The organism is Deltaproteobacteria bacterium (assembly GCA_016874775.1).
GTDB lineage: Bacteria > Desulfobacterota > Binatia > Bin18 > Bin18 > VGTJ01.
Window position 1 is genome coordinate 13,200 of the sequence record VGTJ01000014.1, and the last position, 14,033, is coordinate 27,232.

Here is a 14,033-nt window from a genome sequence, read left to right on the forward strand (position 1 = left end):
TGTCCCGTCGGGGACACCGTTTACTTTGCCCCTTTGGCGCTGAGCAAGATTTTTCCATACGGCTCAGCACCGCTGTCGAAATCAAGGCTCGCATGCTGGGCGCCAACGTTGATATTGCGAAAAGCGCTTTGTAGCGCACTTGATGCATAGACCGAGTGCGCACCAGAACTGCTGAACAGACGGTTCACTGCACGCCGACACAATTCAGCCGCGTACGATACCTGCCACCGTACCCACGTGCGATGGGCCTGAGTGAAGCGCTCGCCACTTTCCAATAGTCGATCAAACTCATCGTAGACTTCCTGTTGTAGCAAATGAGCCGAACGGATCTCGGTTGCTGCTTCAGCGACACGGACCTGGGTTGGACCGTGCTCCGCCTTGGCTGCCCCTGTGAGAATCGCCCGTCGTTCCCTTGTCCGCTCGATAAATTGATCCAAAGCAAATTGCGCTGAGCCCAGCACAGCGGTCGACACTGACATACACAACATCGCTTCGGCAGACAGGCGGTACAGGTTGGTGCGATGGTTGCTGATATGCGGACTGTTGCCGCCAAACATCAGGCGCGTCTCGATCGCATGCTTGCTTGGGACAAAGAGGTCTCGGGCAACCACGTCTTTGCTTCCCGTGCCTTGCAGACCTAGCACCTTCCAGGTGTCGTCGATCTCCAGCTCACCGACAGGTACGACCACGTGCACGCGTGGGTTATAGGAATCTGGCTCAGCGCAGCCGAGCATCACCCATTCAGCATTGTCGACGCCGGAGCAAAACTGCCACCGTCCATTCACCCGATAGCCACCATCGACTGGTACAGCGTTGCCCTGCCACGACAGTGTTCCAGCGACCAACCCGTCACGATTATCACCAAAGACCGCCGCTTGCGCTTCTTCGGGAAACGTCCCCATACACCAGTGATGAGCGCCCATCACCATGAGGACCCAACCGCTCGCGGCGCAAGCGCGAGACAAGGAGGTGACCGCGGCGCCTAGGGTGCGGAGGCTGAGTTCGTGACCTCCAACGCGCGCTGGTTGGGGAATGCGGAACATGCCAGCGTCAACCATGAGACGCATGCTTTGATTCACTACCTGTCGTGCGTCATCGCAGGCTCCTGCGTTCTGTGCCAAGCGCGGGGCGATCTCCGCCACCCGTTTCAGTATTTCAGCGTGATCGATATGCATTGCTCGTGTGTCTCCACTGGGTTCGTATGGGCGACATTCTAGAGGAGTCCGTCGCAGGCCGAAAGCGCTCCATGCTGCGATTCCCGTGCCGCGTGTAGCATGCTAAAGTCGACAACGCAGGCCCAGAACCAGACACGGCAGAAGAGGAGTAAGATTATGTCTTTGTACGCGCAGCAGGTTGATACTGGCGTCACCCAGGTACAAACCAACGATGAGATGTCGCCTGAGGAACGGGCATTTCAAGCGCGCATTGACGCCGGCATCAGGATCGAGCCCAAGGATTGGATGCCAGAAGCCTATCGTAAAACCCTCATCCGACAGATTTCGCAACATGCTCACTCCGAGATTGTTGGTCAATTACCGGAAGGGAACTGGATCACCCGTGCACCAACGTTGAAGCGTAAGACGATACTCCTAGCGAAAGTTCAGGATGAGGCAGGACACGGACTCTATCTCTATGGCGCAGCCGAGACACTCGGTGTGACCCGTGACCAGCTCTACGCTGATTTGCTCTCTGGTAAACTCAAATACTCTAGCATTTTTAACTATCCAACAGTGAGTTGGGCAGATGTCGGTGCGATCGGCTGGTTGGTCGACGGCGCTGCGATTATGAACCAAATCCCGCTGTGTCGCTGTTCATTTGGACCCTATGTCCGCGCGATGACTCGCATTTGCAAGGAAGAGGCGTTCCACGCACGGCAAGGCTACGATCTCATGATGGCCCTGTGTCGTGGCACCGAAGCGCAAAAGCAGATGGCCCAAGACGCGCTGAACCGCTGGTGGTGGCCGTCGCTGATGATGTTCGGCCCACCTGACAGCGACTCTGTCCACAGCGCGCAGTCGATGCAGTGGAAAATCAAGCTCTTTTCCAACGATGAACTCCGCCAACGATTCATCGATCAGACCGTGCCGCAAGCCGAATACCTGGGGCTCACCATTCCTGACCCGGCGCTACGGTGGAACGAAGAGTGTGGCCACTATGACATCGGCCCGATTGACTGGGAGGAGTTCAACAGCATCCTCAGAGGAAATGGGCCATGCAATCGTGACCGTCTGCGTGTGCGTACCCAAGCATGGGAAGATGGCGCATGGTTTCGTGACGCGCTCACTGCCCATGCCGAGAAAGAAGCACTGCGGAAAGCTGAAACTGAGAAAGCCGCGTAAACACGACCGAACGGAGAGAACCAGCAATGAACGAGTGGCCGCTGTGGGAAGTGTTCATCCGTAGCCAGCATGGGTTGGCCCATAAGCACGTTGGGAGTCTGCATGCGCCTGATGCTGAGATGGCGATCAACCACGCCCGGGATGTCTACACCCGTCGCAACGAAGGAGTATCGATTTGGGTGGTCAAGGCGTCGGATATTGTTGCCAGTAGCCCAGGTGATAAGGAACCACTGTTCGAACCTGCCAACAATAAAGTCTATCGCCACCCGACCTTCTTCCCCATGCCCAAGGAAGTGAAGAATCTGTGACAAACGCTGTGCAAACTCCTCCTACGGGCTCAGAATCATTGTTCGCCTATTTGCTACGTCTAGGTGACAACGCATTGATCCTGGGGCAGCGACTTGCTGAATGGTGTGGCAAAGGTCCGATGTTTGAAGAGGATATGGCGTTGAGCAACACGGCCCTCGACTTGTTAGGGCAGGCACGGCAATGGTTAACCTATGCCGGTGACGTCGAAGGGCAGGGGCGAGATGAAGATGCGCTGGCCTTCCTGCGCGATGTCCAGAATTTTCATAACCTCTTGTTAGTCGAGCGGCCGAACGGCGATTATGCCACTACTATGGTCCGACAATTCTACTTTGACGCCTGGCATGTTCTTTTGTTGCAGGGGCTTTGTACTTCAAGCGACTCCCGTATGGCCGAAATCGCCCGGACTGCTGTCAAAGAAGTGACCTATCACGTGCGCCGCAGTAGCGACCTGGTCGTGAGGCTGGGTGACGGAACTAGCGAAAGCCATCGTCGTATGCAAGCTGCAGTTGATGAACTGTGGCCCTTCACCGGCGAGATGTGGACACCAGATGCTTACGAGGTTCGCTTGTGCGAGCAGCGCATCATTCCAGACGTTGCTGCCGTAGGTCCGTCCTGGCTCACGCATGTTACTGATGTACTCAAGAATGCGACGTTAACCGTGCCTACGGCGACATGGATGCATAAGGGTGGCAAGCAAGGACAACACACCGAGCACCTCGGCTATATTCTGGCGGAAATGCAGTTCCTCCAACGTGCGTACCCTGGGGCAAAGTGGTGAGTACTTTGTGTTGCGAGAAGTGCGCATGCCTGACCCAATAGCAACCTATGAGTAGATTTCATCCAATACCGGTTGCCTCAGTGCGACACGATACGCGTGAAGCAATTGTTGTGACGTTGGCAGTGCCGGAAGCCTTGCGGGATCAGTACCGCTACGTTCAAGGGCAACACGTGACCTTGCGAGCGCAGATCGACGGCGAGGAAATGCGTCGCACCTATTCCATTTGCTCTGCAGTGCAGGATGAGACACTGCGCGTGGCGATCAAGTGCGTACCCGCTGGCGTGTTTTCTCCGTGGGCGCATGCGACGCTGGCGCCGGGCTATGTGGTTGATGTGCTGCCGCCATCGGGACGTTTCAATGTGCCACTGTCGGCCGAGCAGCGCAGACACTATGTGGCGTTCGCGGCAGGAAGTGGCATCACGCCAGTGTTTGGCATCATCAAGACGACCTTACGAGCGGAGCCGCAGAGTCGCGTGACGTTAGTCTACGGCAATCGCTCGTCGTCACATGTCATTCTCCGTGAAGAACTGGCAGACCTGAAGGATAGCTACCGTGACCGATTGAACCTGGTCTTTGTCATGAGCCGCGAGCCGCAGGAAATAGACCTTTTCAATGGTCGCATCGACCGGGCTAAATGTGATGCACTCCTCGATAAGTGGATCGATCCGCGCACGATCGATGTCGCATTCGTTTGTGGACCGGGCACGATGATTGAAGACGTGACAGCTTCGCTTGAGGCACACGGCGTTCGCAAAGAGCACATCAAGAGCGAACGTTTTATCGCCAACCAGACGCGCCGCGCGTACCGTTCAGTCCCGGCATCATCAGTGATCTCTGCTCCTGGGCTGTGTGAAGTCACGATTGTTCAGGACGGCCGCCGACGGCAGTTCACCATGGCCAGAAACTCGACGAGCATCCTTGACGCTGGTCTGGCGCAAGGATTAGAACTGCCATACGCGTGTAAAGGGGGCATTTGCTCGACGTGCCGCTGTAAAGTCGCAGAAGGTGAAGTAGACATGAACGCGAGTGTCGCTCTGGAAGACTACGAACTCGCCCGTGGCTTCCGGCTGCTGTGTCAGAGTTACCCCTTGTCAGAGCGGCTGGTTCTCGACTATGACCAAGAAACCTAAGTCAAAGCGAAGTCTGTAACATCTTCGACGTTGGCTACCAAAGGAGGGTCGTATGGCTGGCGAACTACAAGGCAAAGGGGCGCTGGTTACCGGAGGCGCGTCTGGTATTGGTCGCGCAACAGTTTTGGCGCTGGCGCAGGCTGGTGCGAACGTCGCGGTTCTCGACCGAGAGCAAAAAGGTGTTGACGCGACGGTTACGCAAGCGAAACAAGCTGGCGGTAGCGCCATCGCTATTCCTATGGATCTGGCGCAGAGTGCGCACATCGGTCCAACGGTCGCGAAGGTCATCGAGCAACTCGGACGCATTGATATCCTCGTCAATAATGCTGGGGTCACTGGTCGGTTTCAGACACTGCTAGAGATGGAAGAGGACAATTGGGACTTCGTGCAGGCAGTGAACCTGAAAGCACCGATGCTGTTGATGAAACACGTTGCGCGTCACATGATCGAGCGTGGCGGTGGCGGTCGCATTATCAACCTCAGTTCCAGTTCGGCCTTCCGCGCGCGTAACTCACCGCTTGCGTATGCGAGCTCGAAGGCCGCAATCGTGCAGCTGTCTCGCAGCGCCGCCGCGGAGTTAGGACCGCACGATATTAACGTCAACGCTGTGGCTCCGGGAATTACCGCGACAGCGATGACACAAGTGATTGGTGATGCGGAAGCGCTGCAACGAGTGGCGTCGAGTGGTCCGCTAGAGAATCTCTTTCACCGCGTGTCACAGCCTGAGGATGTGGCAGCAGTGATTCTCTTTTTGTGTCTGCCCGCGAGTCGACAAATTACCGGACAGACGATTCATACCAGTGCGGGGGCGGTGGTATAGGAATGTCTCCAGGATGGGACATCTCCAACCTACTCATGAGCGCAAATACGGTCGCTCTCGTACATCGGACCATAGAAGAGACGTACAGTTGGGGTAGCGTGCGCTGAGCGCACGCTGCGGGTGCCAACGTTGATTCTTGTGCGCATGGCGCACGCTACAGTCTCTCGGTGAGAATCCCAAGTGTACCAATCTCGCATGGCTTGATTTTGGGCGGGCTTTGGCCGGTACGTGTCAATCAGAGTGGGTAGGCGCCGCCGGCCATGCAGAGTCCCATTGGCAGTCGCCATCACTCCGGCATAAACGACGGACTGCCGGTTTTCGCTGTTTGCCCACCATCGGCCACAAACGCCGCGCCAGTGACAAACGAGGCTAAATCAGAGGCGAGGAACAGGACGACGTTGGCGATCTCCTCTGGTTTCCCCAGTCGTCCAATCGGGATCGCTTCATTGAACTTGTCAGCGAACCCCGGCATTTCCAGCGCAGGCGCGAGCAAAGGTGTGTCGATGGCACCGGGACAGACGCAGTTTGCTCGAATGCCAGAGCGGGCGTATTCGATAGCGATCACCCGAGTGAGGTTAATTATCCCCGCCTTGGCTGCGTTGTAACCAGCGATACCATAGTCAGCGCGTAGTCCCGATATCGACGCCGTGTTCACGATCGCGCCACTACCATGTGCGCGCATGGCTGGGATAGCCCTCTTAATGGTACGAAACACCGCACTCAAACCGACGTCGATCATGTGATTCCACACCTCGTCGTCAACATCACCGGTTCGCGTCATGACCTGACCGCTCCTGGGCGCGGTCGGCAATCCAAAGGCATTGTTGTGCAGAAAATCCAGTCGCCCGAACGTACTGGTCGTCCGGCTGATCATCATGTCAAGGTCTGCGGTCTTGGTAACGTCTGCAACAATCGCTAACGCTTTACCGCCTGCTGCGGCAATTTCTGCCGCTACTTTGTTGGCGTTCTCAGCATTGATGTCTGCGACTGCTATCGCACCGCCCCGTGCTGCAAAGCCAATGGCCGTCGCCCGACCTATCCCGGAACCTCCGCCGGTAACCAGCCCAACCTTTGCATCAAATCGCATGTTGAGTCCTCCTCTGTTCTCACCGTCGTGCAGGCGGGTAGTGTAATAGCTCACCGCTGTAGCGTCCACTGCCGTAACCGGGGGAGTGTCAGACCTGAAGGAGAGGGTGCTTCGTAGTACACCCGCGAACGAACGGCCCCGTGGGGGTGGTGGGGGTGGTGGGTGGAGCGCGCCCGTTCGCGGGTATGCATTAACTATCGTCACACGCCGGAAAACCTTAGCCACCGATCTTGCCGCTCAGCGAGGGCTATCACAAAGAGATTGACCGGCTCGACGATCTCACAACGGCGTGACCAATAGTGACAATATCCGTGCCGTGTCGACGAGCACCACCTTCTCACGAAACCGCGCGACGCCTGCCTCTATGACAATCGTATCGAGATAGACACCGACACTATAGAGTTCGCTGTGGCCATAATTGACCGGATCGAGCATGGTTCGATACACAGCGTAGTTCGTTTCCGCCGACACCATATTGCCCTCGGCTTTGGTGACACGGATCGCGCTGATCATGTGGCGATACCGATGTGAGCCGTAGATATTCGCCTGCCGCAAGGCAACGATCCGATCGCGCAGCATGCCTTTACTGTCGCAGTAAATGACGCTCACCGGTAGCCCTTGCTCGACGTTCTCACGCGTAGTGACTTCGTATCGACATGCATCAGTAAAAAAGTCTGGCCACTCCTCCAACCGGTCATTGTCGATACAATGGACGTAGGCGTGCTGCAGCTCTTCTACTGCGAAACGGCACTCGCGTGCGTCCATGACGTACTCTCCTTGGCAACATCGGCTGACCGGCTGAACCCCATAAGGTCGCGGTAATAACGCCAGAAGCCGCGAATACCGGTTTCTGTCACCAGACTCTCTTCGTTCGCTATCCCTCTTCCGCCCATCAGGACCACCGACGCGGCATCTTTGTCGCGCACGATCGCCTGCTGGACAATTTCTGCCGCATGGCCATCTTCCATCGAGATCAGTCCTGCCGGGCCCACCAGGTTAGCTTGCTTGCGACGGATCGTTTGCATTTCCGCATCGTCGTCAGCATAGCCGAAGAACGTAAAGATCAACTCAAACTGCTCTGGGCCGCGCGGAATAATGTGTCGCACCGCGAGGGTGTTTTGAATCTGTTGAATGACGAGACTGGGAAAGATCGTTTGAATCGACAGTCCGGGAAACTCTGGGCGGCCCTGGAGTAATGACGCGTCGGCGAGCGTATACTTTGCCTGATAGGTCCGTATCTCGGTGCCCTTATAGGCAGCGACTTCGTCTGCCTCGTTACGGCGATACGACTGCATCAAAGTGTGGCGTGCTTTGCTATCGAACACGACACCCCCACCCTGCGATGAGCGATAGGTGCCAAACGTCATGTGAAACAAATGCAGTAAGCTTGCATGATAGGGGTCACGAACATTCTCGGCGTACAGTTTCCAATTGGCGCTGACGAATTGGCGTCCATGTCCGAGCACCCGGATCGGGCGATTGAAGACCTGGTCGATATGCGAGCGCATGGCCGGCCCAAGATAATCTTCGAGCGGCTCGACCTCGTGCGCATATGACACAAAGATCAGGCCTCGATACGACGCGATCAGCAGTTTCTGCAACCCGTGCCCTGTCGTTTGGAAGTCGTCCGGGTATCCAGCCGTGGTTCCAAGTCCGTTCTTAAACGGGACGCCGACGAGATTGCCTTTCAGATCATAAGTCCATTGGTGATAGACACAGGTGTGCCGCGCGCGATTGCCGCGCAACTCGCGGCAGACCAACGCGCCTCGATGGGCACAGCGATTGACAAAGGCATGTAGCGCACCATCCTTATCGCGGTTGATCACAATCGGCGTGTCTCCCAGAAAGGTTGCCTTGAAATCCTGTGGCTGAGGAATCTCGGCTTCCAGGCCGACATACGCCCAGATCGGGCCACGAAACAGCCGTTCCTGTTCACGCTCATAAATCGCGGGGTCAAGAAAAACTTGGTAAGGTACCCGGTCGGTCGGGTCTTGGGACCAGGTTAACCAGGGAGATTGTGGTTCTTTGCTCGCTGACATGAAAGCCTCACACATGATTGATATCAAGCACGCTCTCGACCACATCATTCAACAACAAGATCTTTTTCCTGGCAATGAAGATCTGGTTGTTCACGACACGAATGCCATGTTCGTAGAAGCCAAAATAGACAAAGCTCTGATGCCGCTCAGGGCGATAGATATTCACCTGCCAATGCGACGCAACGGACGGTTCGCTGCTTGATGTGTTGGTCATGCACACATTAGAAATCATATGGCACGTCCGCACCGGTGGCGTTGAGGCTGGAGATAGCCCCGACTGAATGCGCCATACGCGGTCTTCCAGTCCTGCCCGACGGTTGTAATAGATCAACGAGAGTTGCGACTGCGGGTCGCTTGTTGGTTGGCCGTCTTCGTCCCATGCTGGCACCCAGAATTCTGCATCCTCAGTGTACAGAGCGAGCCATTCTGCCCAACGGCGTTCATCAAGGTAGGCAGCTTCGCGATAGAGAAGGTCGGTGCAACAGGTCAGCAGATCACGTGCCACCCTGCACCTCGCTCTCCGCTTGTTGACCGTCACGCAGGAGCTTGAGCCACTGGCGGTACTGGCCGTGATAGAGGGTTTCGTCGCGAAAATCGCGGGAGCTGGAGTACGGTTGTATGCCCAGGGCTTGGGCTTCTGCATCTGCACCACGTGTCATACGGGAGATGCCGCGCATGTATCCCTGCTGCCAGCGGGCGAGCCGTCCATTGTAGCCCGTCTGACAGGCTTCAAAAGCGGCGAGGTCATCTGGGGTGCCCACTCCGCTCGCATTGAAGAAATCCTCGTATTGCCGTAACCGATGGGCCCGGTCCTTGGCACTTTCGCCAATTGGCGCGATGCAGTGGGTTGAGACACGTGTTTTATCGACCGCTAACGGGTAGATCACGCGTAGTTGGGTCGATGTTTGGTCCATGAAGAAAATGTTCGGGTAGATGAGGAGATTGCGCAGTCGGTTCATCATCCAACGCGCACGTAGCTCGCCACACTGCGCAACGACCTCGTTACGGCGGTCATACAGAGGGCGGTCCTGTGGGTTCGGATAATCCGTCCACAGTAGCGTGTGTCCATTGCCCAGATCATAACAGCCTGTCGCAGTCTCTGGCTTATCAAGCCGGTCGACATCGACCGCGCGGACGGCATCTTTTCCTGCAGCGATCCGCCGTTGAATCACACCTACGAAGGTGCGATGCACGACATCGAAGTGATAGCCATCGACGCCATTTTCAGTCTGTAACTTCCAGTTCCCGCCGTAAGTGTAATCTGCGCTGCCTTTGACGACCTCCCATCCGTGCGGAGCCTGATCCGCGATCATATCAATGAAGACCCGCGCTGGTCCCAAATGCGTCGCAAAATCGCCCACCGCCGGGTTGAGACTGCCAAAAATGAAGCCGCGATAGTTGCTTATCTTTGGCACACGCGTAAGCCCATGATCAAAACGCTCGAAGGCCTCTGGATAGGCACCGGAACTGTGGTCCTTCACGCTAATGAGCGTACCATTGGTGTTGAAGGACCAGCCATGATACGGGCAGGTGAGCACTTTCTGGTTACCGCGCTTGCTCAAACACACCGCTGCCCCACGATGTGGGCAAGCGTTGAGGAACCCTCCAATCTCACCTTGGTGGTTACGCATGAGAATGATGGGCTGTCGCCCGATCGTCGTCGTGTAGAAATCATGCGGGCGCGGGAGCTGACTCTCGTGGGCAAGATAGATCCAAGAGCCCTCAAAAATATACCTCATCTCCAGGTCAAACAGTTGCGGATCGGTAAAGACACTGCGATCAAGAGTGAACATGCCGTCTTGTGGTGCGTCGACCAGATACGCCTGAAAATCTATTGGTTGTGTGTAAGGTGTTGGTGTCCCAATGCCAGCGACTCGGCTGTCAGATGTGAAAGCACGCACTGTCATAGTGGCCCCTCCTTGGCTCCTGAGCACCTACAGACTTCGAGCTTCCCTGCGTTATGATTCGTGAACAACTCTCCGAGCGTGATTCAGTGAATACCTAGTTCCCCCTACGCCCCACCCATTCTTCTGTCAAGGCATCTATGGTAACCATGCGCAGATCTCGCTGAGGAGGGCCTCCATGACGAACGAAGAACAACGCAATCTTGAAGTAGCGCAACGTTATGAGAACTTGTACAACACTGACGCCGAGCGTTTTGTGCGTGAGTGTTATACAACTGATTGTGAAGTGAATGGCGGATTCATCCGTGGCCACGAGCAGTTCATAAAAATTGAACAGGACGTGCTCCGAGCCGCTCCACAGCGGAAGATGCGGGTCGACCGACGCTACGCCACAGGTAACGTTGTGATCGTCGAGGCAGTGTTACTCAACCCTGCTCAAGGTCCAGACTGGCAACTACCATTTTGTGCGGTCTTAACCTGCCGTGACGGTAAAATCTTCTCTGACTGGACCTATGCCGAATTTAGCAAATGGCCAGGACTCTAACGTGGAGCGTTGCGAATCATGACTTCACTGAATAAGACGGCAATCGTTACCGGCGCTGGCTCAGGGATTGGCAAAGCGGTGGCACTGAGCCTGATCAATAACGGTTATAATGTGGTTCTCAATGGTCGACGCCGGGCCTTGTTAGAGCAGATCGTGACTGACGCCGGAGCTCGCGCGCGCCAGTTGTTGGCTGTACCAGGCGACGTGAGTAACGCTGACGCCGTCCGCGAACTGTTTGCCAAGAGCAAAGAGACATTTGGACGAGTGGATGTGCTGTTCAACAACGCCGGAGTTGGTGCACCGCCAGTGCCGCTCGAAGATCTGACCCTCACCCAGTGGCAGAATGTTGTGGACATCAACTTAACCGGCGCGTTCCTCTGTACACAGGAAGCGTTCAAGGTCATGAAGGCGCAAGATCCACGCGGTGGTCGTATCATCAACAACGGATCGATTTCGGCCCATACGCCGCGGCCAAACTCTGCGCCGTACACGGCGACCAAACACGCCTTGAGTGGTCTCACCAAAGCGACGGCTTTAGATGGTCGCAAGTACGACATCGCCTGCGGACAGATTGATATTGGTAACGCAGAAACTGAGCTGACCGCACGGATGAAACAGGGAGTTCCACAGGCCAATGGCCAGATCGCCGTAGAGCCGGTCATGGACGTTGAGTGCGTCGCCAACGCGGTGCTGTATATGGCGAATCTCCCACTTGGTGCCAACGTGCTGTTTATGACAGTGATGGCAACCAAGATGCCGTTTGTCGGTAGGGGGTGAGAGGAAGGCTAGCGGCCTTCTCGGGTTTCCGGTTGCGGTAGCGTGCGCTGTGCGGTCGATGCACTGGTTTGCTCCTAGGCCTGTGTGCATGGCGCCGCCAATCCCCTCTACCCGCCAGGGACCGGACTAGGGTGAGGGTGATGCGAGACGCACTGCGCCACACTCGCGCGTTCTCCCCTCATCCTGTCCTTCTCCCCTGCGGGGAGAAGGGACCCTCATAAGGGTAGGTTTTTCATCCAAGCCACAATTGGCGCAGATTTCCCCTCGTGAGGATCCGCGTGTTCGTCATGCCCGCGCAGGCGGGCATCCAGGAGCTTCACCCCTGAACGATTGCGTATTCTCCCTGGATTCCCGCATTCGCGGGAATGACGTCTCGTCTTTTCTCAGCGTAAAAGCCTACCCCTAAAAGGAGAAAGGACCCCTCTACATACGTGCAGAGCGAATGCCGAACACTATTGACCTGTACCAATCTCGCGTAGTCAGATTTAGAATTTTGCTTTTGGCACTGACAAGCCTGGAATATCTGACTTGGTACGGAACACGGTGCCCTTTAATTCACGGTTGTCGTTATTGGCGGTGACAACATAGAGATCACGCATATCAGGACCGCCGAACGCGACACTCGTCACCGTTTTAGCTGGGACCTTGATGCGACGATCGACCGTGCCGTTTGGCTTGAAACGCACGACTTCACCAGGACCAGCGACGACCGCAACCCACACCCCACCCTCGACATCAATCGTCAAACCGTCCGGCATTCCTTCTGGTAGCTTGGCGAACAGTTGCCGTGGGCTTACCGTACGATCTGCGTGCACATCGTAAGCCCACACCGATTTTGTCGTTGAATCGCTGTGGTACAGCAATTTACGGTCAGGGCTGAACCCCAAACCGTTGGTGACTTCTACACCCTCCCAGAGTTTGGTAATGGTACCCGGCGGATCAATGCGAAACAGTGATCCAGGGGTTGGGGTGCTCTTGAAGTCGAACGCATGAATGTCCATCCCGAACGTGCCGCACCAGATACTACCCTGATCGTCGATCGTGAGGTCGTTTATGCCAAAGAGTGGTTTTCCCTCCCAGTTTGCGAAGATCTCGCGTAACTGGCCAGTTTGCTCGTTCCAGTGCGCCAGCGATTTCCCTGTAACGAGAATCCCACCATTGCTATTGAGTGCGATACCACCGACAAACTTGCGGTCGGCAATTAGCGTCTCAATACGTCCGTCAGGACTACGGCGAAAGACACCACCATCGCGAACGTCGCTGTAATACAGACGATTTTGATCATCCGTGCGCGGTCCTTCCAACAATCCATATCCAGTAGCTAAGGTTTCAAATTGCATATGCGTTCCTCCTTTTCTCTACGACATCTGAAGGTTACCAGCGAACCCGTTTCGCCTGGCCTTTGCTTTCAATGAAAACTCCAGTCGGGGTGTTGAAGTGGGTGCCGAGAATCATCGTGGTGCTGTCGCAATGTTGCTCGATGAAGCGCGTGCGCGTGGTGACGGCGAGCGCCGGGTCATTGTCCGCATGTTGCACCCACTGGGGTTCCGCGACCTGGACTGGATGGACCATCATATCACCAGTGACAATTGCCGCTTTGCCGTGCGAAGAGATTTGCACGCTGCAGTGACCCGGCGTGTGGCCTGGGGTTGGAAGCAGTGTCACTTCATCATCGATGCCCCACGCATTCTCAACCCACGCAACCTGTCCGGCCTCGATGATCGGTACGATATTCTGTCGTATAACCGCTTGATCCTCTGCGGTCGCAATGTCTTTCCAGTGTTCCCACTCGCCGCGATTGAATAGATACTTGGCCTTGGGGAACGTCGGTATCCAACGGCCATCGCGCAACTGCGTGTTCCATCCCGTATGATCGAGATGCATGTGGGTACAGAAGACGTAGTCTACCTGCTCGGGCGCACATCCGACGGCCGCCAGATCCTCTACGTACGAAGCACGGCGGCCATTCCACTGCGGAAAGGCCAGTCCCTGTTTGTCGTTCCCTACGCACGTATCAATCAGAACTGTATGGTGCTTGGTCTTGATCACAAACGTATGAATGCTGAGTAACATCCGTTTCTCGGCATCGAGAAAAGATGGCTGCAGCCATGACAGGTGGGGGTCAAAATCCTCTTTGCGTTTATCGACATAGAGCACTCTCGGGCTGGTTGGCTCTAACGTATCGATCACTTTTGCGACCTGTACGCCCCCGATCGTGAATGACTGTACCCTTGGCTGCGACGACGTCGACATATCACCTCCAGTTCTCTTCTCACACAAACGTCAGGTGTCCCACGCGACTACAT

15 protein-coding genes are annotated in these 14,033 nt (G+C 55.9%); 7 read left to right on the forward strand and 8 right to left on the reverse strand.

Annotated elements, in window-relative coordinates; genetic code table 11:
• Positions 1-20 precede the first annotated feature (20 nt).
• Positions 21-1,175 carry a hypothetical protein gene (locus FJ147_03920; protein MBM4255025.1) on the reverse strand — a complete coding sequence of 385 codons (1,155 nt, stop codon included), beginning with the start codon at positions 1,173-1,175 and terminating at the stop codon, positions 21-23.
• 162 nt (positions 1,176-1,337) lie between these two features.
• Here FJ147_03920 and paaA point away from each other — a divergent pair, with 162 nt between their 5' ends.
• Genes paaA through FJ147_03945 form a run of 5 tightly spaced genes read left to right on the forward strand, consistent with a single transcriptional unit; the run spans position 1,338 to position 5,376 of the window.
• Positions 1,338-2,339 (forward strand): 1,2-phenylacetyl-CoA epoxidase subunit A, encoded by a 1,002-nt coding sequence (gene paaA / locus FJ147_03925; GenBank protein MBM4255026.1) that lies wholly within the window; start codon positions 1,338-1,340, stop codon positions 2,337-2,339.
• Between the two features lie 26 nt (positions 2,340-2,365).
• Complete coding sequence (locus FJ147_03930) at positions 2,366-2,647, forward strand: 1,2-phenylacetyl-CoA epoxidase subunit B (GenBank protein ID MBM4255027.1); 282 nt, start codon at positions 2,366-2,368, stop codon at positions 2,645-2,647.
• Between the two features lie 8 nt (positions 2,648-2,655).
• The gene (paaC, locus tag FJ147_03935) at positions 2,656-3,426 is read left to right on the forward strand and encodes a phenylacetate-CoA oxygenase subunit PaaC (GenBank protein ID MBM4255028.1); all 771 of its coding nucleotides are present in this window, start codon (positions 2,656-2,658) and stop codon (positions 3,424-3,426) included.
• 47 nt (positions 3,427-3,473) lie between these two features.
• A complete protein-coding gene (gene paaK / locus FJ147_03940; GenBank protein ID MBM4255029.1) occupies positions 3,474-4,556 on the forward strand; it encodes a phenylacetate-CoA oxygenase/reductase subunit PaaK in 1,083 nt (360 codons plus the stop codon).
• 52 nt (positions 4,557-4,608) lie between these two features.
• Positions 4,609-5,376, forward strand: coding sequence for an SDR family oxidoreductase (locus FJ147_03945; GenBank protein MBM4255030.1), 768 nt, complete (start codon positions 4,609-4,611; stop codon positions 5,374-5,376).
• Between the two features lie 286 nt (positions 5,377-5,662).
• Here FJ147_03945 and FJ147_03950 read toward each other — a convergent pair whose 3' ends face one another.
• The 5 genes from FJ147_03950 to FJ147_03970 all read right to left on the reverse strand — a co-directional run bounded on the left by FJ147_03950 (position 5,663) and on the right by FJ147_03970 (position 10,409).
• Positions 5,663-6,463 (reverse strand): SDR family oxidoreductase, encoded by an 801-nt coding sequence (locus tag FJ147_03950; GenBank protein ID MBM4255031.1) that lies wholly within the window; start codon positions 6,461-6,463, stop codon positions 5,663-5,665.
• A gap of 279 nt (positions 6,464-6,742) precedes the next feature.
• Positions 6,743-7,228 (reverse strand): aromatic-ring-hydroxylating dioxygenase subunit beta, encoded by a 486-nt coding sequence (locus FJ147_03955; protein MBM4255032.1) that lies wholly within the window; start codon positions 7,226-7,228, stop codon positions 6,743-6,745.
• A complete protein-coding gene (locus FJ147_03960) occupies positions 7,198-8,502 on the reverse strand; it encodes a Rieske 2Fe-2S domain-containing protein (protein MBM4255033.1) in 1,305 nt (434 codons plus the stop codon). Before FJ147_03960 ends, FJ147_03955 begins: the two co-directional genes overlap by 31 nt.
• A gap of 7 nt (positions 8,503-8,509) precedes the next feature.
• Entirely contained in the window at positions 8,510-9,145 is a 636-nt protein-coding gene (locus FJ147_03965; protein ID MBM4255034.1) for a hypothetical protein, read from the reverse strand.
• Positions 8,997-10,409 (reverse strand): Rieske 2Fe-2S domain-containing protein, encoded by a 1,413-nt coding sequence (locus tag FJ147_03970; GenBank protein MBM4255035.1) that lies wholly within the window; start codon positions 10,407-10,409, stop codon positions 8,997-8,999. Before FJ147_03970 ends, FJ147_03965 begins: the two co-directional genes overlap by 149 nt.
• Positions 10,410-10,584: 175 nt before the next feature.
• Here FJ147_03970 and FJ147_03975 point away from each other — a divergent pair, with 175 nt between their 5' ends.
• Positions 10,585-10,950, forward strand: a complete 366-nt coding sequence (locus FJ147_03975) for a nuclear transport factor 2 family protein (protein MBM4255036.1) — start codon at positions 10,585-10,587, stop codon at positions 10,948-10,950.
• A gap of 18 nt (positions 10,951-10,968) precedes the next feature.
• On the forward strand, positions 10,969-11,727 hold the full coding sequence (locus FJ147_03980; GenBank protein MBM4255037.1) for an SDR family oxidoreductase: 759 nt from the start codon (positions 10,969-10,971) through the stop codon (positions 11,725-11,727).
• 485 nt (positions 11,728-12,212) lie between these two features.
• Here the strand turns inward: FJ147_03980 and FJ147_03985 are convergent, their stop codons facing one another.
• Both FJ147_03985 and FJ147_03990 read right to left on the reverse strand, forming a co-directional pair.
• Positions 12,213-13,067: an SMP-30/gluconolactonase/LRE family protein gene (locus FJ147_03985; GenBank protein ID MBM4255038.1), complete on the reverse strand. Its 855-nt coding sequence runs from the start codon at positions 13,065-13,067 to the stop codon at positions 12,213-12,215.
• 34 nt (positions 13,068-13,101) lie between these two features.
• On the reverse strand, positions 13,102-13,980 hold the full coding sequence (locus FJ147_03990; GenBank protein ID MBM4255039.1) for an MBL fold metallo-hydrolase: 879 nt from the start codon (positions 13,978-13,980) through the stop codon (positions 13,102-13,104).
• Between the last annotated feature and the right edge of the window lie 53 nt (positions 13,981-14,033).

Coding starts and splice junctions, on each gene's coding strand:
- FJ147_03920 (MBM4255025.1), bottom strand. CDS start 1,175: ATGCATATCGATCACGCTGAAATACTGAAACGGGTGGCGGAGATCGCC.
- FJ147_03930 (MBM4255027.1), top strand. CDS start 2,366: ATGAACGAGTGGCCGCTGTGGGAAGTGTTCATCCGTAGCCAGCATGGG.
- paaK (MBM4255029.1), top strand. CDS start 3,474: ATGAGTAGATTTCATCCAATACCGGTTGCCTCAGTGCGACACGATACG.
- FJ147_03945 (MBM4255030.1), top strand. CDS start 4,609: ATGGCTGGCGAACTACAAGGCAAAGGGGCGCTGGTTACCGGAGGCGCG.
- FJ147_03950 (MBM4255031.1), bottom strand. CDS start 6,463: ATGCGATTTGATGCAAAGGTTGGGCTGGTTACCGGCGGAGGTTCCGGG.
- FJ147_03955 (MBM4255032.1), bottom strand. CDS start 7,228: ATGGACGCACGCGAGTGCCGTTTCGCAGTAGAAGAGCTGCAGCACGCC.
- FJ147_03960 (MBM4255033.1), bottom strand. CDS start 8,502: ATGTCAGCGAGCAAAGAACCACAATCTCCCTGGTTAACCTGGTCCCAA.
- FJ147_03965 (MBM4255034.1), bottom strand. CDS start 9,145: ATGCAGAAGCCCAAGCCCTGGGCATACAACCGTACTCCAGCTCCCGCG.
- FJ147_03970 (MBM4255035.1), bottom strand. CDS start 10,409: ATGACAGTGCGTGCTTTCACATCTGACAGCCGAGTCGCTGGCATTGGG.
- FJ147_03975 (MBM4255036.1), top strand. CDS start 10,585: ATGACGAACGAAGAACAACGCAATCTTGAAGTAGCGCAACGTTATGAG.
- FJ147_03980 (MBM4255037.1), top strand. CDS start 10,969: ATGACTTCACTGAATAAGACGGCAATCGTTACCGGCGCTGGCTCAGGG.
- FJ147_03985 (MBM4255038.1), bottom strand. CDS start 13,067: ATGCAATTTGAAACCTTAGCTACTGGATATGGATTGTTGGAAGGACCG.
- FJ147_03990 (MBM4255039.1), bottom strand. CDS start 13,980: ATGTCGACGTCGTCGCAGCCAAGGGTACAGTCATTCACGATCGGGGGC.